Raw genomic sequence first — 17,886 nt, 5'->3', positions numbered from 1 at the left:
TGACATGGAAAACAAGATCAGGGTCCTGATTATCGAAGATAACCCGGCCATCGTGGAAAATATGTCTGAGTTTCTGGAGGCCAAGGGCTTTATCCTGGATTTTGCCATGGACGGGATCGGCGGGCTGCACCTGGCATTGACCCATGAGTATGAGGTGATCGTCCTGGACCTGATGCTTCCCGGTATGGACGGGCTGACCCTGTGCAGAAAATTGCGGCAGGAGGGCGGCAGCCGGGTGCCGGTGATCATGCTCACTGCCAGGGACACCCTGGATGACAAATTGCTGGGCTTTGATTCGGGAGCCGACGATTACCTGGTCAAGCCCTTTGCCCTCAAGGAGCTTGAAGCCCGGGTCCGGGCCCTGGCCAAACGGCGGGCCCCGGATGCCAGGGCGCTCACCGTGGCCGATCTGTCCATGGACCTGGGGACCTTTGAGGTGACACGCCGGGGCCAGGAGATCAAATTGAACAATGCCTGCATCACCCTGCTAAAGCTGCTCATGGAGAAAAGCCCCAACCTGGTGACCCGCAGGGAAATGGAACATGCCCTTTGGGGGGACATGCCCCCGGGCAGCGATGTGCTCCGCAGCCATCTTTACAATTTGAGAAAAAGTATCGACAAGCCCTTTGACAGCCCGCTGATTCACACGGTGCACGGCATGGGGTTTCAGCTCAAACCGGTTCGGGAGTAGATGATGAAATTTTACCACAGCATCCGGTTCAGGGTCGTGGCGGGCACACTATTGTTCTGCACCCTCCTGATCATTATTAACGGGGTCATCACCTTCTTCATGGCCGGCCAGGCCATCGGCCGGCTCATGGATAACCTGCTGGAAACGGAACTCAATTATTTTCTTTACCAGTACGAACAGGATAAAAGTTCCCCCCTGCCCCATTCAAAGTATATCACTGCGTTTAAGGGCATTGACCAGGTCCCGGAACGGATCCGGCCGAAGATCGAAAACCTGCCTCCGGGGGTGCATACGGTGGAGGTCCGGAACAACAGGCCCCCTGCCCATGTGGGGGTGATTGAACTCCCCGATACCAAGGAGCGGTATTACCTGAGGTTCCATGCCAGGGATTTTTTCAGGGAAAATGAATTTATGAAACCCGGGGAGGTCCTGATGATTTCACTGGGGCTGCTGCTGGTCCCGGGGCTGATCATCGGGGTCATCGGATCCCGGGTCCTCTTCCGGCCGGTGAGCGAGCTCATGGAAAAAATCCGGTGCCTGAACCCGGAGAATATCCCGGGCCAATGGGAAGGGAGTCACAAGGCAGGGGAGGTGGGCATGCTCACCCGGACCATTGAATCGGCCATGAGCCGTATCCGGGAATTTATCCGCAGGGAAAAACAATTTACCCGGGATGCCAGCCATGAACTGAGAACCCCCCTGACCATTGCCAAGGGGGCGGTGGAGATCATGGAGGGCCAGCCGGAGGTGGCCACCAATCCCAAGCTGGAAAAACCCCTTAACAGAATCCGGGGGGCGATCCGGGATATGGAGACGACCATAGAAACTTTTCTCTGGCTGGCCCGGGAGGAACACCAGTCCGGAGAGTCGGCCCGGGTGGCCGATGCCGTTCACAAGGCCGTGGAGAACAGCCAATACCTGATTGAATCCAAGCCGGTTTCGGTGGCGGTGGATATCCGGCATAATACCCGCCTGCCGGTCAAGGAGGAGATCCTCTATATCACCGTGGTCAACCTGGTGCGCAATGCCTTTCAGTTTACCCCGGAGGGGGCGGTCACCATCCGGGCGGAGAAAAATTCTCTGGCCGTCACCGATACGGGTACGGGTATTGCCCCGGAACAGATGGACACCGTGACCCGGTCCCACATCAAGGGAGAGGAGAGCCGGGGATTCGGGCTGGGGCTCAGCATTGTCTCCAGGCTGTGCAGCCGGTTCGGCTGGGAACTCGATATCCGGTCCCGGCCCGGGGAGGGCACCCGGGTGACCATCAATTGGGGAGATGAATCTCAGGCCTGATCGGCCTGGCGCCCAGGCCGGTCCAGCTTGAGGTGGGTGGCAAAAAAATTTCTGTATTCGTCTTCCCGGTGGCTGACGTAGAGAATGGTGCTCAGGCGCTCCCCGGCCACCGCTTCCAGAAAATCCAGAAGGGCCTCCCTGTTGGCCTGGTCCAGACCCTGGGTGGGCTCGTCAAGGATGAGCAGGGGGGGGAGCTTGATCAATGCCCTGGCAATGAGCACCAGCCGCTGGTCCGCATAGGAGAGGGTGCGCAGGGGGGTGCCGGCCTTGTGGGAGAGGCTGATCCGGTCCAGCCAGGCCAGCGCCTTTTTCCGGTCTTCTTCGGTGGGGGCGGTGTAGAGGCCGATGGAATCGTACAGCCCCGAGAGAACGCAGTCCAGCACGGAACCCGGTACGATATAATTCCGGTGAAGGTCGGCGCTGACAATGCCCATCTTCTTTTTAAGATCCCAGATGGATTCCCCGGTGCCCCGCCGGGTGCCGAATATCCACAGTCGGTTCCGGTAGCAGGCCGGGTGGTCCCCGGTAATGACCTGGAGCAGGGTGGATTTCCCGCAGCCGTTGGGGCCGGATATGAGGGTGTGGTCTCCGGTGCGGATATCGAGGTTGACACCCGTGAAGACAATTCGGCCCTGGTATCCGGCCGTCCCGTTTTCCAGGCGAACCAATTCGGCTTTTTCTTCTTTTGACTTTTTTCCCTCCAAGTCCCGGATACCGGCTTTGAAATCCGCCGTTCCCTCAATGGCGGCTATTTTATCCATTACCCTGTTTCTGGCCCCGGCCAGAGCCAGGCGTCCCTTGTCCACCACGGCGATGTGGGTGGCCCATAACGGGATATCCCCGGGGTTGTGCACGGTGATTATAATACGGATGCCCCTGTCCCGGCACAGACCCAGGGCCAGGTCCAGTTCCCGGCACCCGGCCCTGTCCAGTCCTTCGTAGGGGGCCTGGATGACCAAACAGTCCGCCCCCCGGGTGATCCTGGCCAGGAGCATGAGTTTTCTGGACTGGCCCGTGGACAGCTGGCGGAACCCATGGTCCATCACATGGTCCATGGCAAAGGCCCGGATGAGGTCCTGGTGGGTTTCGGGGCGGTTCAGGAATTTTCGGGCCGGGGTGCCCGGATCCAGCCGGTCCATGAAATCCGTATCGTCTTTTTTCAGTTCCGTTTCAAACAGGGCCTGCTGGCCAGCAAAGGAAAATACCCCGCAGTTGGCCGGCCGTACAATATCCGTGTCCGGGCCAAGATCATCGGCGGCCGCTTCACCTGCCAGAATCCTGAAAAAGGCGTCTATGCCCGACCGGTTGGCGCCGAAGATGCACCAGGCCTGGCCCGGCCCGGCCTCAAAGCGTGGGATGGAAATGCCCTCCGTTTTGCAGTTTTTAATTTTCATGGACGGTATTCAACCAGTTTCCCGCCCGGGGGGCAAGGATAAATATGTCCCGGGCCGCGTATTTGAGGCCTCATCAATGGCTGGCCTTCGTTTTTTTTATTGTATATACTGAATTGCCCGGCCGCTGGTAGGGCGATGTTTTATTATAGGGCTGAAGAAAAGGGACCGAGGATAAAACAAGGAAGGAAACGCGATGAAATTTATTGAACATGTTGCAGAAAAAGCAAGGGAGACCGGCGGTGATGAGAGGGTGAAGGCGGTTTATATCGGACTCTCCTATTGCTATGCTGAACTTGAAAACGGAAGCTCCGGCCTGGCTTTTGTTTTCAGGGAGGGGCAGAAGGGCGGGTGCACAGTCAATCTTCCCAAGCGCCCGCTGGCTGGATCTGAGGCAGGTGAACTGCTTGATTTCGCAGGAAAGGGAAATCTTGCCAATTCCGTCTGCCTGGCCGTTGCCAATGCCGTTATGGCGCCCCTGGCAAAACCGGATACCACAGGGGATATCCTGGATCATATTGAATTGACGCCCGGCACCCGTGTGGGCATGGTCGGCCATTTCGGCCCCCTGGCACCGGTCATCCGGAAAAAGGGGGCGGAACTGACCGTATTTGACATGCATCCCGAGCCTTTGTCCGGCATCCTGCCGCCGGATAAAATTCCTGATCTGATGCCGGACTGCGATGCGGCGCTGATTACCGCCACTTCCATTATCAATGAAACCATTGATGATATCCTGCCCCATGCGGCCGGCTGCCGCCATATTGCTGTTTTGGGCCCCTCCACCCCTTTGGCTGCGGTCTGCTACGAGGGGACGCCGGTTTCCTGCGCCGCCGGTGTCATTGTCCGGGACAGGGAGGGAATGATCCGCGCCATTGCAGAGGCCGGCGGAACGAAGGTCTTCATTTCCTATACCGATAAGGTGAATGTGAATTTTCAGGCAGCATAATCGTCGGCCCGGGCCGGCAATTATTTGACCTGGGCGGGTGAACATGAGATGATGCCCTGGTTTGTCATTGTATACCGCCTGGAGAACACCCGAAAATGAATAGAAGCCGAGTTAAGAAAATCTATGTGGATGTGGACGATGTGGTGTCCAGAACCACGGAGACCTATCCAAGGATTGTGGCATCGGAGTTCGGGAAGACCGTATCCTTTGACGATTTGACCACCTTTGACCTGAGGGCCTCTTTTCAGCTCACGGATAATGAGTTCCATTATTTTTTCGACCGGGTCCACCAGGAAGAGCTGCTCATCAGCTTCGATCCTGTGGCAGGGGCGGTTGAGGGCTTGAGGGCCTGGGCAGAGCAGGGCCATGCCATTGATATTGTCACGGGCCGCCCCACCTCGGCCCGGGAGGTGACCCTGGCCTGGCTGGACCGCCACAGGGTGCCCTATGAGAATTTCATCATGGTGGACAAGTACAGCCGGCCGGGAAACGATCCCGCCGTGGCCGTATCCAAGGCGGAACTGGCTGGCAGGCATTATGACCTGGCCGTGGAGGATTCCGCGGATATGGCCTTGTTTCTGGCGCAGAATATGGGGGTGGCCACGGCTCTGATTGACAAGCCCTGGAACAGGACCTGCCCGGACCATGTAAAGATCATCCGGTGCCGTACCTGGGAGGAGATTATATCCAGATGGGCCTGAAGTTTGACAAGCTGATGGACGATATCGGAGAGAAGATCCTTGGGGCCCTTGAGGCCGATGCCAGGATTTCTTACAGCCGACTGGGCAAGATTGCAGGACTGTCCACCCCGGCCGTGACCGAACGGGTGCGAAAAATGGAAGAGGCGGGCATCATCACCGGATACCATGCCAGGGTCTGCCGTGAAGAAGAGCCCCCCGGTGTCACGGCATTCATTGAACTGGATGTCCCGGCTGCGGTTTACGACCGGGTGAAACATACGGCAGAAGGCCTTTCCCAGGTGCTTGAATGCCATCATATCAGCGGTAAGGCCGCCTTTATCCTCAAGGTCCGGGTCAAGGCTGTGCCCGACCTGGAAGATCTGGTCTCCAGGTTCAGCCCCTTTGGCAGGACCCGTACCAGTATCGTGCTGTCCTCCTCAAAGGAATTGTAGCGGAAATCAATTATAGGCGTTTGAGTTTGTCCAGCGCCTTGTCCGGGCCTAAAAGAATCAGGTAATGATTGGGCCCCACCTTAAATCCCCCGGTGGGAATCATGGCCGGCGCCTTGTCCTCTCCTTCGGCCACGGCAATCACCTGCACCCCGAATTTATTAATGAGATCCAGTTTGCTTAGGGCCTGGCCGTGGAATTTTTTCGGTGCCGGGAGTTTGATAATGGCATAGCCTTTCATAAAGGGCAGGTAATCCAGCAGATCCGGGGCGTGGAGGCGTTCGGCCATGGATTCGGCCATGTCCTTTTCCGGAAAAAAGATATGGGGCACCCCGATTTTTTTCAGGATTTTGCCGTGGGCCCGGCTCAGGGCCTTGGCATAGACATTGTCCAGGTTCAGCTCCATAAGATTCAGGGCCGAGAGAATGGAGTTGCTCAGCACTGAACCGGTGCTGAGGATGACGGTGTCAAATTCCTCCAGGCCCAGTTCTTTTAACGCTTCCGGGTCGGTTGCGTCGGCCACCACAGCCTGGTTGACATGGTCCTTGACGGCCTGGATCTGTTTGGGATCAATGTCCACGGCCATGACCTCGTTGCCCCGTTCATAGAGACGCTTTGCCAGGTAATAGCCGAAATTGCCGATGCCGATGACTGCAAATTGTTTCATGGTAAATTTATCCTGTCATTATATTTTCCCGGGCATACCGGATCCGGGAAGGGGAATGGCGGACCAGGGCGGCGCCCATGAACAGGGGGCCCAGCCGGCCTATAAACATGATGGCGCAGAGGACAAGCTTTCCGGAAATGGAAAAGTCCGCGGTGATTCCCATGGAGAGTCCGGCAGTGCCGAAGGCCGACACGGTTTCAAATACGATTTCCGCAAACCCCGCGTGGCCGTCTATTTTTGAAATCCCCTGGGCCTCGGTCATGAACAGCACCATGGCGCCGATGATGACGGCTCCCATGCCCAGCATGAGGATATTGGCGGCCCGGTTGATGTCCTCGGCCGGGATGGTTCTGCCGAAGACTTCGGGCTCTTCCTTGCCCTTTATCCGGGAGATGCCCAGCAACAGCAGGGCCCCTGCCGTTGTGGCCTTGATGCCCCCGGCACAGGAGCCTGGGCAGGCCCCGATGAACATGAAAAGCATGAACAAAGAGAGGCTTTCATTGGTAAGTGCTCCTGTATCCACGGTATTGAACCCGGCGGTGCGGGTGGTTACGGATTGGAAGAGGGACGCCAGGCATTTTTCTCCCAGGGGCAGGCCTGCCAGGGTGTTGCCCCGTTCCATGACCAGAAAGATGAAGGTGCCGGTGAGGAGGAGCACCAGCGTCGCCGAGAGGGCCAGTTTGGTGTGCAGGCTCAGCCTGGAAAATTTTAACTTCCCCGATTTCAGTGTCTCCCATACTTCGGTGATCACCAAAAACCCCATGCCGCCCCCGATGATTAGGAAGATGACGGTGACATTGACCACAGGTTCCCCGATATAGGCGCTCAGGCTGTCGGGAAACAGGGCGAATCCGGCGTTGCAGAAAGCCGACACAGAATGGAAAAGGGCGTACCAGGCTGCTTTTGCAGGTTCCAGTGTCTCAAGGAACTTAGGAAACATGACTGCTGCCCCGGCCAGTTCAATTCCCATGGTGATCAATACCACCTGGCGGAGAATCCTGCGCGAAGACCATTTCCCGCTGCCGGTGTAGGTGTCCTGGAGAATATTTCGGCTCCCCAGGCCGGCACGTTTCCCGGCGAGGAGAATCACCAGGGTGGACAGGGTCATGATGCCCAGCCCCCCGGCCTGGATAAGGAAAAGGAGGACCGCCTGTCCGAACAGGGTGAGCCCCGTGCCGGCATCAATCACCGACAGGCCTGTGACACACACCGCCGAGGTGGCCGTGAAAAAGGCTTCAATCAATTTAAGCCCGGGGGCCGGGGCGGCACAGGGCAGCATGAGCATGAAAGTGCCTGCGGCGATGAGACCCAGAAAGCCTGCAATGGTCATGGCCGCCGGTGAGAGCCTGGATGTCTGTTGTATTTTTCTGCGTTTTTTTAACATGGCGGGTCTTATCTTAACCTTCCGGAAAACAGCACGCAAGTATAGTGAAAAAAATGGGTGAATTCAATTGAATATTTTCCGGGCCAAGCTTGATTTTTAAAGCGGCAGGGTTATATTTCGATTTGAAATGGATGCGCCCCGGAAAGCGGGCGGCAGGAATAGGGAGAAAAATGATGGGAAACCAGATTAAATCGGCATTGTTGCTAATGGCCATGACCGGCCTTTTCCTTGCGTTGGGATATCTTCTGGGCGGGCAGTCGGGCATGTTCATTGCCTTGGTTTTTGCCGGGGTGATGAATGTGGGCTCTTACTGGTATTCGGATAAGATTGTATTGAAAATGTACCGGGCCCAGCCCCTGGAGCGGAATCAGGCACCGCAGCTCTATGATACCGTGGACCGGCTGGCCGGCCGGGCAGGCCTGCCCATGCCCAAGGTCTATGTGATCCCGGAATCCGCCCCCAATGCTTTTGCCACGGGACGGAACCCCGATCATGCCGTTGTGGCCGTGACCCAGGGGCTGATGAATATGATGGGGCAGGACGAGCTGGAAGGGGTGCTGGCCCATGAACTGGGCCATATCAAAAACCGGGATATCCTTATTTCCACCATCGCCGCCACCCTGGCCGGCGCCATTATGTGGATCGCCTCAATTGCACGGTTTTCTGCCTTTTTCGGTGGCGGCGACGATGATGAAGGGGGACTGGGATTCGTGGGGGTGCTGGTGGTTTCCATGGTGGCGCCACTGGCTGCCATGATCGTTCAGATGGCCGTGTCCCGGTCCAGGGAATACCTGGCCGATGCCACGGCGGCCCAGATCACCGGTAACCCCCGGGGGCTGGCCTCGGCCCTGTCAAAACTCGGCGGATACAGCCGGGGCGGACAGGTGGATGCCAATCCTTCCACCGCCCATATGTTCATTGTAAATCCGCTGACGGGAAAACAGATGATGAATCTTTTTTCCACCCATCCGCCCATTGAGGACCGGGTGGCCCGGCTCACGGGCCGGGGAAGCGCTTCCCCCTTTTCAGGCGGTCCTTCCGTCAGGGACGGCCGTGGGGGCGGAAACCGCCAAGGCCGCGGACAGACAATGGAAGAGCAGGGTAAATCATTCTGGGATAATCTTTCCTAACCCGTGGAGAAAGGAGTAGTCGTATGGCAGTCGGATGGGCAAAGGACGGAGCGGTCCAGGAGCAGATTGACGCCGATATCGGCGATGCGGTGAAACTGGCCAGAAGCCGCATGCCGCAGGGTGAGAGCCTCACCCATTGCCAGGTTTGCGAAGAAGAGATCCCCGAAGCGCGGCGCAACGCCTTGCCCGGGGTCCGGCTCTGCGTGGCCTGCCAGCGGGAGCTTGAAGCCGACCAGCAGTTTTCATCGGCCATCAACCGCCGGGGCAGCAAAGACAGTCAGCTAAAATAATTCATCACTGTCTGGACACCGCTGGCTGAAGCCTAAAAATTAAAGTCGTCTCCTGTTGTTTCGGGCAGGGGCTGTTGTACGGGGCGTGGGGCCGCCGGTTCGGCCTTTTGGTGAACCCTGTGGGGCCGGACGTAGATGGCCTTATTGGGTTTGGCCGGGCAGACATGCTCGCAGGCGCCGCATCCCAGGCAAATTTTTTCGTTGATCCGGGGTTCCCGAATCCTGCCTTGGGCGACCATGGCCACGGCCTTGGTGGGGCAGTGTTCGGCGCAGGCCCCGCAGTCGGTTTTCTGGAGCACCACGATACAGTTTTCCCGGATGAATGTGACCACCCCGACCTGGATCGTTTTTTTCTCTTCCAGGGAAAATGGGGTGATGGCCGTGGTGGGGCAGATTGATCCGCAGGCCCTGCAGTTGAGGTTGCAGAAACCGCTGGCCGGGTCAAGGAAGGGCATGAACAGCCCTGCCAGGCCGTATTGGGTGATGGCGGGCTGGAGCACATGGGCGGGGCAGTGGGCCACACAGGCATGGCAACCGGTGCATGTGGACGTGAACCGGTCCAGGCTGATGCTCCCCGGGGGGAGAATGGGGTGGGCCGGCTTGGGCACCGGGATTTTATTGGGCACGGTCACTGTAATGGATGATTTGCCCCGGCTGGTGCCGGGCACCCATGCCAGGGCCGTTGCCAGGGCGACCAGAAAACCGCGCCGGGTGTGGGTGGGATGGCGTTGCCTCCCCTTTGATGAGCTGCCAAGGCCCGGGCCGGACCGGCAGATCCCGTATCTGGCCGCCCCTGTGGGGCAGGCATCCAAACAATTGAAACAGACCACGCACCGGCTGTGGTCGATGGTGCCGGATTGACTGTCAATGCAGCCGGCTTTGCAGCGCCTTTCGCATTTGCCGCAGCTGTTGCAGGTGTCTGAGAGGATACGGATCTTTAAGGGCGCGGCTTTGCCCATCAGGCCCAAAAGGGTCCCCACGGGGCAGATCATGTTGCAGTATAGCCGGCCCCGGGTCAGGGCCAGCCAGGACACCAGAAGGGCAACCCCCAGGGCAGAACCGGCCATGCCCAGATGAATGCCGGGTAAAGAAAGAGGGGGGATATCGTAGTTCCCCGCCAGTTCCATCAGCCGGGCCAGGCCGTTGTTTACCAGGATAACGGCGGGCCGGGCCAGGGTATTGGTCATCCGCCCGAAATTACTGAAGGGATCCAGGAGAGTGATCATGGCCATGGAGCCGCCTGCGAAACAAATCAGGGTTGCGGCCAGGAGACCGTAACGCACGGCCCTGTGGGGCGGGGCATATCCATTGCCGGGCCGCCGGCCGGTTTTGGGCTTTAAAAATAGAATGATGTCCATGAGGATGCCCAGGGGACAGATGGCGGCGCAGTAAACCCGGCCCAATGCCAGGGTGATCACCGTGACAATGATAAACCCGCCGGCGGCCGCGCCCAAAGCCTGCATGCCGTGTACCAGGGAGGGCAGAAACTGGAAGTAGAGACCGGACTCCCCGGCCCATGGGGGAAGGACGGCGTGGATGTCCAGAAACAGGAGGCTGAGGCTGGTGAAGAACAGGGCGGCCACGATAAGCCGCACAGCCCTGAGGCGGCTGCGGCTTGGTTTCCCGGTACGGGGCGCTCTCATATCCTGATTTTCCGGATGTCAAGGGCGCTGAGGTCCATGGTGCCCACACCCAGGTCATTTGCATGCATCATGTAATTGATATCAAGGGGATCCAGGCCGAACATTCGGGCCGCTGCCGTGTCTGCCGCCAAAGGATCCGCAGATATAATCAATGCCTTCATGAATACACTGTCTTTGTGGGACACCCCCCTGGGGCCGTTGACTTTCAGTACCCGGTAGGCATCTATCACCGTGAGGTCCGGCACCCGGTATGTGGCAAAGTCGGCAATGCATTGGTGCAGGTTGTTGCGGTGCCACCACCCCCGGTTCCAGACCACGCCCATGAGGTTTTTCATTCCGATGGTGAGGGTGGTGCCGCCGTGGCTTTTAAGTACCGGCACATTGATGAATACATCGGCTTCCAGAAAAAGCTCGTGGGCCATGGCCTGGTTAAGGACCTTCCCCTTTGGGATTTGGATATTATGATAATGCCGGTGGCTGTTGCCCGGCACCATGATGCCGCCGGCCGCCTTCACAGACGCTTTGATGCCGGATCGTTCATAACAGGATTGCCAGGCATCGCAGGTGTGGTCGAAAACATAGACTTTTTTGGCCCCGGCATCCAGGCTGTGCCTCACCACCTGGCTGACCAGCCTGGGATTGGTGGTGGCACCCCGTTCCGGGACGGTGTCCCAACCGATATTGGGCTTTATGACCACGGTCTGGTTGGGCTGCACAAACCGCCCCATCCCCCCCATGGCCAGGATCCCTTTATCAAACATGGGTTCAGGCTCTCCCCCCATCAGGGCCGTAAGGTCCGGATATGCCGGAGCACTTAAAAGGGCGCCGGGATACCCTGCCGCGGCGGCTGCGGCACCCACACCAATTGCAGCGGCCTGTTTTAAAAATGACCGTCTGTCCATACCCCCTCCTTTATCATTTGGTCTGACCTTATTATGGTTTTCAGCGGATATCATAACCGTGGTAAAAGAGAATCGGGTTCCATATGCTGACCGGCCGGATTGCGCGAATGCGTTTATATATCCGTAGAGAGTGTAACATGGGAGGTCATGAATTGACAGGCGGGGCTGCCTGCTATAATAAAGATATGGGATTAATATTCAAAAAGGGGAATACCATGTCGTCGGAAGATAAAAGGGAGCATCCGCGGTTTAATCTTGAACTTCCAGTTAACCTGAAAATAGGGGACAATGAATCCGGGTCTTCGGACACCCGGAATATTTCCGCCTCCGGCGCCCTGATTTCCTCTGCCCTTCCCCTGTCTGTGGGCAGCACCCTTGAGATTGATATTAATATCCCTCTGGATGCCCTGAAATCATTGAGCGGTGAAAATGCCCGGGTGTCGGTAAAGGGAAGGGTGGTCCGGGTGGAAGGGATGGACAAGGCGGTGGCCTTTGACGGGGATTGCGAGTTTATGCCTCCGGAAGAGGCCCATGAGGGTGACGATGCCGGCCTGACCCGGCGGCAGAAGGAGATCCTTGGACTTATCGCCAAAGGGTGTTCCAATAAGGAAATTGCCGATACACTGTTCATCAGCCCCCTGACCGTCAAGACCCATCTCCAGAATATATTCGCCAAAATCAATGTGAAACAGCGCCTTCAAGCGGCCCTGTGGGCAGCCAAGCATCTTTCAATCGATGAAAAGTAAAGAAAAGACTTGCACGACTAACTTCATCTTCCTTTACAAATAAAATACTGCGCTTACCTTATTTTCTGAATGCCAGAAAAAAATCCGGCTGATGCATTTAAGACGAGAGGTGAGCGATGCCTTTGGATATCATTGAAACGTTCAGGATCAATCGCCTGAGCATCCTTGACGAAAACGGAAATGTGGACAATGACCTGGATCCCGGACTCCCCGGCGACACCCTGGTTTCTCTTTACGAATCCATGGTTCTTTCCAGGATGATGGACCAACGGCTTTTAAATCTCCAGCGCCAGGGGCGCCTGGGGACCCTGCCTGTGTGCACGGGGCAGGAGGCCTCATTCTGCCCGCCCATGCTGGCCCTGAAGGATACGGACTGGTTTGTGGGGTCTTACAGGGAACTGGGCGCCCGGCTTATGCGGGGAGAGCCATTGGTCAATGCCCTCATGTTTTACAACGGGTATGAAGAGGGCAATGTGAATCCTTCCAATGACCGGACCCTGCCCGTCTCCATCATACTGGGCTCCCAGCTTCCCCATGCCGTGGGGCTGGCTTACGGATCGAGGCTGATGGGGGAAAAAGATACCGTGGCCCTCGCCGTCTTCGGGGATGGCGCCACTTCGGAGGGGGATTTCCACGAAGCGATGAATTTTGCCGGGGTCCTTAACGCGCCGGTGGTCTTTCTCTGCCAGAACAACCAGTTTGCCATTTCCACCCCCAGAACCTTACAGACCCGGTCGGAAACCATTGCCCAGAAGGCGGTGGCATACGGCATTTATGGTATCCAGGTGGACGGAAACGATGCCTTGGCTGTCTACCGGGCCGCCAAAGAAGCCCTAGATCGGGCCAGGGCCGGGGAGGGGCCCACCCTTATCGAGGCCGTGACCTTCCGTATGGGCATGCATACCACAGCCGATGATCCCACCCGATACCGCAGCGATGAGGAAGTTGGTGCCTGGGAATCAAAGGACCCCCTGATCCGGTTCCGAAAATATCTGACGGCCAAAGGAATTTGGGATGAGGACCGCCAGGCGGCACTTGAGGCACGGATTAAGGAAGATATCGACACCGCAGTCAGGGAAATGGAAAAGGGGATCGATGCCCGGCCCGATGCCCCCTTTGCCCATCTTTTTGACCGGCCTCCGAATATTCTGGAGGACCAGCGCCGGCAGTTCCTGGCCGAATTGGGGAAGGAGGAAACCCATGACTAAATCAGGAGCTAAAATAACCATGGTGCAGGCATTGAACGCGGCCCTTCACCAGGCAATGGATGCAGATGACCGGGTGCTGGTCATGGGTGAGGACGTGGGGATAAACGGCGGGGTTTTCAGGGTCACGGACGGACTCTACGAGAAATTCGGGCGGGACCGGGTGATCGATTCCCCCATTGCCGAAGCCGGGATTCTGGGTACGGCAATGGGCATGGCCATGGCCGGCCTCCGCCCGGTCATCGAAATGCAGTTTTCCGGGTTCTCCTATGAAATGATGCATCAGCTGGAGGGCAATGCCGCCAGGATGCGGAACCGGTCCCGGGGGCAGTTTACAGTCCCGCTGGTGGTGCGCATGCCCTACGGGGGCGGGGTAAGGGCCCTGGAGCACCATTCGGAAAGCAAGGAAGCCTATTATGCCCATACCGCCGGGGTCAAGGTGGTCATCCCCTCAACCCCTTCCAATGCCGGCCCCCTGCTCCAGGCGGCCATTGCAGATCCGGACCCGGTGATTTTCATGGAGCCCAAGCGGTCCTACCGCTCGTTCAAAGAAACGGTACTGCCGGGAGCGTATGCCATCAGCCGGGCCGATATCCTGGAGCCGGGGGCGGATGTCACTGTCATCTCCTGGGGGGCCATGATGCGGGATACCCTCAAAGCGGTGGCAATGTTGAAAGATAAACGCAATGTCCGGCCAGAGCTCATTGATCTTCTGACCATCTCTCCCATGGATGCGGACACCATCGTCGAATCCGTGAAAAAGACCGGACGGTGTGTGGTGGTCCAGGAGGCTCAGCAGTCATTCGGGCCGGCCAGCGAAATCATCGCCACCATCAACGACCGCGCCCTGATGTACCTGGAGGCCCCGGTAAAACGGGTGGCCATGTACGATGTGATCGTGCCGCTCTTTGCCCGGGAAAATCTTTACCTTCCCTCGAAGGAAAAGATTCTTAAGGGGATTGAAGCGACCCTGGATTTTTAAAAAGGAGGCTGCCATGTTTGAATTCAGACTGCCGGATCTGGGCGAAGGGATACACGAAGGGGAACTCTTAAAATGGCATGTGGCCGAAGGGGACAGGATCAATGAGGACGATCCCCTCTGCGATATGGAAACCGACAAGGCCGCTGTGACCATCCCCTCTCCCCGGACCGGGATCGTTGCCGCCCTCCGTGCGGCCCCCGGGGACACAGTCAATGTGGGCGAGGTATTTGCCGTCATAGACGACGGCAGTGTTGAGGAGGCGGTGGGGTCGCCGCCACAGGATGCGACCCCGTCGGCCCCTCTGGCTCCTGAAGAAGAGACCGTTGATACGGGGGCGTTAAAGCGGGTGATTGCCGCACCGGCCACCCGGCGCCTGGCCCGGGAAATGGGAATCGACATCCGGAGGGTGACGGGAACCGGTCCGGGGGGGCGTATAACCCCGGAGGACCTGGCCCGCCATGATGGTCAGCCGGCAGCTGCAGATGCGGCAGCAGCCAAGACTCCTCCCGCCGGGAAATCTGTGGATGACTTCCTGGGTGACCGCGCCATCCCGTTTTTTGAAATGCCTGCCACTGTGGATGCCGATGGGCCGGTGAAGCGGATTCCCATCCGTTCCCTGAGGAAAAAAACGGCGGTGAAGATGACCACCGCCAGTATCTTGGTGCCCCATGTGGCCCACATGGACGAAATTGACGTCACCCCGATCGAAGAACTGCGAAAAGAATACAACGCAAGGAATGGGGAGAGCGGAAAACTGACTCTCATGGCCTTTGTGGCAAAAGCGGTTGCTGCCGGACTCAAACAATTCCCCATGTTCAATGCCAGTGTGGATACGGAGGCAGGAGAAATCGTCCATAAGCTGTTTTACAACATCGGTTTTGCCGCCGATACCCCCAGGGGATTGATGGTGCCGGTCATCCATGATACCCACCGGCGCAGCCTGGCCGAAACCGGGATGCGCATCCGGTATCTTACCGAAAAGGCCCGGGCCGGTGAAATTGAAATCCAGGAACTGACCGGAGGTACCTTTACCATTACCAATGTGGGGGCCGTGGGCGGCACCCATGTGTTTCCCATTATCAATATCCCGGAGACGGCTATCCTCGGCCTGGGCCGGGTGGAGGAAAAGCCGGTGGTGAGAGCGGGGGAAATTGTGATCCGGAAAATGCTTCCCGTGACCCTGTGTTTTGACCACCGGGCAGCGGACGGGGCCCAGGCGGCAACCTTTGTACGGGAGATAAAAACCATGCTGGAGGACCGCCTGGAATTCATGGTGCGGATTTGATCCCATGGCATATTCCGCCGGTTGAGAATTTTGGGAATCACCTGTGAAGGGAGGATGAGATGGTAGTCGGTGAAATGATTCTTGAAACGGATGTGCTGGTCATCGGCGGTGGCCCCGGCGGCTATACCGCGGCCATCCATGCTGCAGACCTGGGGAAGGATGTGGTGCTGGTGGAATCCCGGGAGGCCCTGGGCGGGGTCTGCCTTACCGAGGGCTGTATTCCGTCCAAGACCCTTATTCATGCCGTGGACCTGGTTCGGAATGTGAACCAGGCGGCTGCCATGGGGCTGGTCCATGACGGGATTTCATTTGATACGGAAACATTGCGCCGCCACATCCAAAAGACCGTTAAGGTGCTGTCGACAGGGGTGGATGCCCTGGTGGCCAACCGGGATATTGAGCGGATCCGGGGCCATGCCCGGTTCCAGGATCCCAACACGGCCTATGTGGACGGTGCCAATACCATTGTGCATTTTAATCATGCTGTCATCGCAACGGGGTCCGCCATCAATGAGCTGCCGCCGGGTTTGGTGAAGGCCGCGGCACCGGGCCGTGACGGGCCCGGCAATCCTGGGAAAAGCAAGGATAAGCACGGCAGTGATACGCCTGGTATCTGGACCTCTGCCCATGCCCTGGCCCTGCCTGAGGTGCCCGACAGCCTGCTGGTGATCGGCGGCGGGTACATCGGCCTGGAAATCGGCCAGGCCTATGCCGGGCTGGGCAGCCGGGTGACCCTGGTGGAATTTGCACCGGAACTGCTCACCGGCGCGGATGGGGACCTGGTGCAGGTGGTGGTCAACCAGTGTAAAAAGGATTTTGACGCCCTGCATACCGGTTCAAGGGTGGTCTCCATCGAACCGGCGGGGGCACACGGATTCAGGGTGGCCGTGGAATTCAGCAGCGGCGAAACCGTTTCCCGGAATTTTTCAAGGGTTCTGGCGGCCACGGGCAGACATCCCAACACCGATGACCTGGGCCTTGAAACCATTGGGATTTCAGTGGATGATGGGGGCCTGATTCCCACGGATGACGCCTGCCGGACGGCCCTGCCCCATATATTTGCCGTGGGGGATGCAACCACCGGTCCCGCCCTGGCGCACAAGGCCGCCCGTGAGGGAAAAGTGGCGGCCGAAGTGATCTGCGGGCAGCGTTCCGCCTTTGACAATGTCACGGTGCCTGCGGTGCTCTTTACCCTTCCGGAAATCGCCTGGGCAGGGATGACTGAAGCGGCGGCCGAAAAGGCGGGGGTACAGGTTGATGTGGGTAAATTCCCCCTTACCGCCCTGGGCCGGGCCAGAAGCATGGGGAAGACCCAAGGGTTTGTCAAAGTGCTGGCGGAGAAAGGCTCCGGGAGCCTGCTGGGGGTTGGCATTGTGGGCGAAAATGCTTCGGAGCTCATTGCCGAGGCGGTACTGGCCATTGAAATGGGCGCCACCTTGGAAGACCTCATAGTGACCATCCATCCCCATCCCACTTTTTCCGAAGCCATCATGGAAGCCGCTGAAGCCGCGGCCGGAGGCTCGGTACATCTGATGAAAAAGGGGTAGATATGCCAAAGAAGATACTTCCCTATGATTTTGATGATGACCTGATGGAGTTTGTCCAGGTGGGAAAGGGGCCGGATGTCCGCATCCGGCCTTTTGACCACACGGCGGTGGTGGCCGGGCGGGGCAGTGACCTGAATCTTGAGATTCATATGGAAGATGTGAGGGCGGCGGGGATACCCGTGTACCGCAGGAAAGGCGGGGGCTGTTCCGTGGTTCTGGATCCGGGCAACCTCATGGTTACCCTGGCCCTTCCTGCACCCGGCATCGGCGGTATCCGTGAACTGTTCGATTCTTGTACCCGGTGGCTGATCCGCGGATTCCGGGATCTGGGCATTGAGGGGATTTACCAGGACGGGGTATCCGACCTGGCATTGGACGGCCGGAAAGTCGCAGGTTCATGCTTCTACCGGACCAAGGGGGCTGCCCTGTATTCCGCCGCCGTTTTGGTGAATGCGGACCTGGATCTCATCGACCGCTGCCTGTCCCACCCCCCCAGGGAACCGGGCTATCGAAGGGGGCGGTCCCATAAGGATTTTCTCACCCGGCTGGACAGATTTATCCCTGGCCTAACGGCGGAAGGTCTGGCCAGAAAGTTTTGTGCCGGTCCGGCCGGTATATTAACGGGTATGGCTGCCTGACAGCCCGGGGC

General features: G+C 58.1%; 18 protein-coding genes and 1 pseudogene. 14 read left to right on the top strand and 5 right to left on the bottom strand.

What is annotated here, in order from left to right; all coding sequences use genetic code 11:
- Positions 1 to 16: 16 nt before the first annotated feature.
- The gene (locus tag HUN04_11165) at positions 17 to 691 is read left to right on the top strand and encodes a response regulator transcription factor (protein ID WDP93257.1); all 675 of its coding nucleotides are present in this window, start codon (positions 17 to 19) and stop codon (positions 689 to 691) included.
- Entirely contained in the window at positions 692 to 1,987 is a 1,296-nt protein-coding gene (locus HUN04_11160) for a HAMP domain-containing histidine kinase (protein ID WDP90226.1), read from the top strand.
- On the opposite strand, the gene HUN04_11155 is transcribed toward HUN04_11160, so the two are convergent.
- Entirely contained in the window at positions 1,978 to 3,381 is a 1,404-nt protein-coding gene (locus tag HUN04_11155; protein WDP90225.1) for an ATP-binding cassette domain-containing protein, read from the bottom strand. The two genes, HUN04_11160 and HUN04_11155, sit on opposite strands and share 10 nt — an antisense overlap.
- A 193-nt stretch (positions 3,382 to 3,574) precedes the next feature.
- Between HUN04_11155 and HUN04_11150 the strand changes: the two genes are divergently transcribed.
- The 3 genes from HUN04_11150 to HUN04_11140 all read left to right on the top strand — a co-directional run bounded on the left by HUN04_11150 (position 3,575) and on the right by HUN04_11140 (position 5,459).
- Positions 3,575 to 4,327 (top strand): DUF364 domain-containing protein, encoded by a 753-nt coding sequence (locus tag HUN04_11150; protein ID WDP90224.1) that lies wholly within the window; start codon positions 3,575 to 3,577, stop codon positions 4,325 to 4,327.
- 95 nt (positions 4,328 to 4,422) lie between these two features.
- On the top strand, positions 4,423 to 5,028 hold the full coding sequence (locus HUN04_11145; GenBank protein ID WDP90223.1) for a bifunctional metallophosphatase/5'-nucleotidase: 606 nt from the start codon (positions 4,423 to 4,425) through the stop codon (positions 5,026 to 5,028).
- Positions 5,025 to 5,459 carry an Lrp/AsnC family transcriptional regulator gene (locus HUN04_11140; protein WDP93256.1) on the top strand — a complete coding sequence of 145 codons (435 nt, stop codon included), beginning with the start codon at positions 5,025 to 5,027 and terminating at the stop codon, positions 5,457 to 5,459. The genes HUN04_11145 and HUN04_11140 overlap by 4 nt, the downstream gene beginning before the upstream one ends.
- A gap of 10 nt (positions 5,460 to 5,469) precedes the next feature.
- On the opposite strand, the gene HUN04_11135 is transcribed toward HUN04_11140, so the two are convergent.
- Both HUN04_11135 and HUN04_11130 read right to left on the bottom strand, forming a co-directional pair.
- Entirely contained in the window at positions 5,470 to 6,123 is a 654-nt protein-coding gene (locus HUN04_11135) for a TrkA family potassium uptake protein (GenBank protein WDP90222.1), read from the bottom strand.
- 7 nt (positions 6,124 to 6,130) lie between these two features.
- Positions 6,131 to 7,507 (bottom strand): potassium-transporting ATPase subunit KdpA, encoded by a 1,377-nt coding sequence (locus HUN04_11130; protein WDP90221.1) that lies wholly within the window; start codon positions 7,505 to 7,507, stop codon positions 6,131 to 6,133.
- A gap of 173 nt (positions 7,508 to 7,680) precedes the next feature.
- Here HUN04_11130 and htpX point away from each other — a divergent pair, with 173 nt between their 5' ends.
- Positions 7,681 to 8,637, top strand: a complete 957-nt coding sequence (htpX, locus tag HUN04_11125; protein ID WDP93255.1) for a zinc metalloprotease HtpX — start codon at positions 7,681 to 7,683, stop codon at positions 8,635 to 8,637.
- A 23-nt stretch (positions 8,638 to 8,660) separates the two neighbouring features.
- On the top strand, positions 8,661 to 8,927 hold the full coding sequence (locus HUN04_11120; GenBank protein WDP90220.1) for a DksA/TraR family C4-type zinc finger protein: 267 nt from the start codon (positions 8,661 to 8,663) through the stop codon (positions 8,925 to 8,927).
- Positions 8,928 to 8,959: 32 nt separating this feature from the next.
- On the opposite strand, the gene HUN04_11115 is transcribed toward HUN04_11120, so the two are convergent.
- The gene (locus tag HUN04_11115; GenBank protein WDP90219.1) at positions 8,960 to 10,570 is read right to left on the bottom strand and encodes a 4Fe-4S dicluster domain-containing protein; all 1,611 of its coding nucleotides are present in this window, start codon (positions 10,568 to 10,570) and stop codon (positions 8,960 to 8,962) included.
- Positions 10,567 to 11,472, bottom strand: a complete 906-nt coding sequence (locus HUN04_11110) for a DUF362 domain-containing protein (GenBank protein ID WDP90218.1) — start codon at positions 11,470 to 11,472, stop codon at positions 10,567 to 10,569. The genes HUN04_11115 and HUN04_11110 overlap by 4 nt, the downstream gene beginning before the upstream one ends.
- Positions 11,473 to 11,555: 83 nt before the next feature.
- On the opposite strand from HUN04_11110, the pseudogene HUN04_11105 reads away from it, so the two are divergent.
- The 7 genes and pseudogenes from HUN04_11105 (at position 11,556) to HUN04_11075 (ending at position 17,875) form a co-directional block, all read left to right on the top strand.
- Positions 11,556 to 12,002: pseudogene (locus tag HUN04_11105) on the top strand (PilZ domain-containing protein).
- Complete coding sequence (locus tag HUN04_11100) at positions 11,946 to 12,218, top strand: response regulator transcription factor (GenBank protein ID WDP93254.1); 273 nt, start codon at positions 11,946 to 11,948, stop codon at positions 12,216 to 12,218. The pseudogene HUN04_11105 and the gene HUN04_11100 overlap by 57 nt, the downstream one beginning before the upstream one ends.
- A 116-nt stretch (positions 12,219 to 12,334) precedes the next feature.
- Positions 12,335 to 13,426 carry a pyruvate dehydrogenase (acetyl-transferring) E1 component subunit alpha gene (gene pdhA / locus HUN04_11095; protein WDP90217.1) on the top strand — a complete coding sequence of 364 codons (1,092 nt, stop codon included), beginning with the start codon at positions 12,335 to 12,337 and terminating at the stop codon, positions 13,424 to 13,426.
- Between the two features lie 19 nt (positions 13,427 to 13,445).
- Positions 13,446 to 14,405, top strand: a complete 960-nt coding sequence (locus HUN04_11090) for an alpha-ketoacid dehydrogenase subunit beta (GenBank protein WDP93253.1) — start codon at positions 13,446 to 13,448, stop codon at positions 14,403 to 14,405.
- A gap of 13 nt (positions 14,406 to 14,418) precedes the next feature.
- On the top strand, positions 14,419 to 15,690 hold the full coding sequence (locus HUN04_11085; protein WDP90216.1) for a 2-oxo acid dehydrogenase subunit E2: 1,272 nt from the start codon (positions 14,419 to 14,421) through the stop codon (positions 15,688 to 15,690).
- A gap of 59 nt (positions 15,691 to 15,749) precedes the next feature.
- Entirely contained in the window at positions 15,750 to 17,237 is a 1,488-nt protein-coding gene (gene lpdA, locus HUN04_11080) for a dihydrolipoyl dehydrogenase (GenBank protein ID WDP90215.1), read from the top strand.
- 2 nt (positions 17,238 to 17,239) lie between these two features.
- On the top strand, positions 17,240 to 17,875 hold the full coding sequence (locus tag HUN04_11075) for a hypothetical protein (protein WDP90214.1): 636 nt from the start codon (positions 17,240 to 17,242) through the stop codon (positions 17,873 to 17,875).
- Positions 17,876 to 17,886: the final 11 nt, after the last annotated feature.

Origin of the sequence: Desulfobacter sp. (assembly GCA_028768525.1) — a bacterium.
In the GTDB taxonomy this organism is placed as follows: Bacteria; Desulfobacterota; Desulfobacteria; order Desulfobacterales; family Desulfobacteraceae; genus Desulfobacter.
The sequence above is the reverse complement of the archived record's forward strand: the minus strand, read 5'-3'. Positions and strand labels throughout refer to the sequence as shown.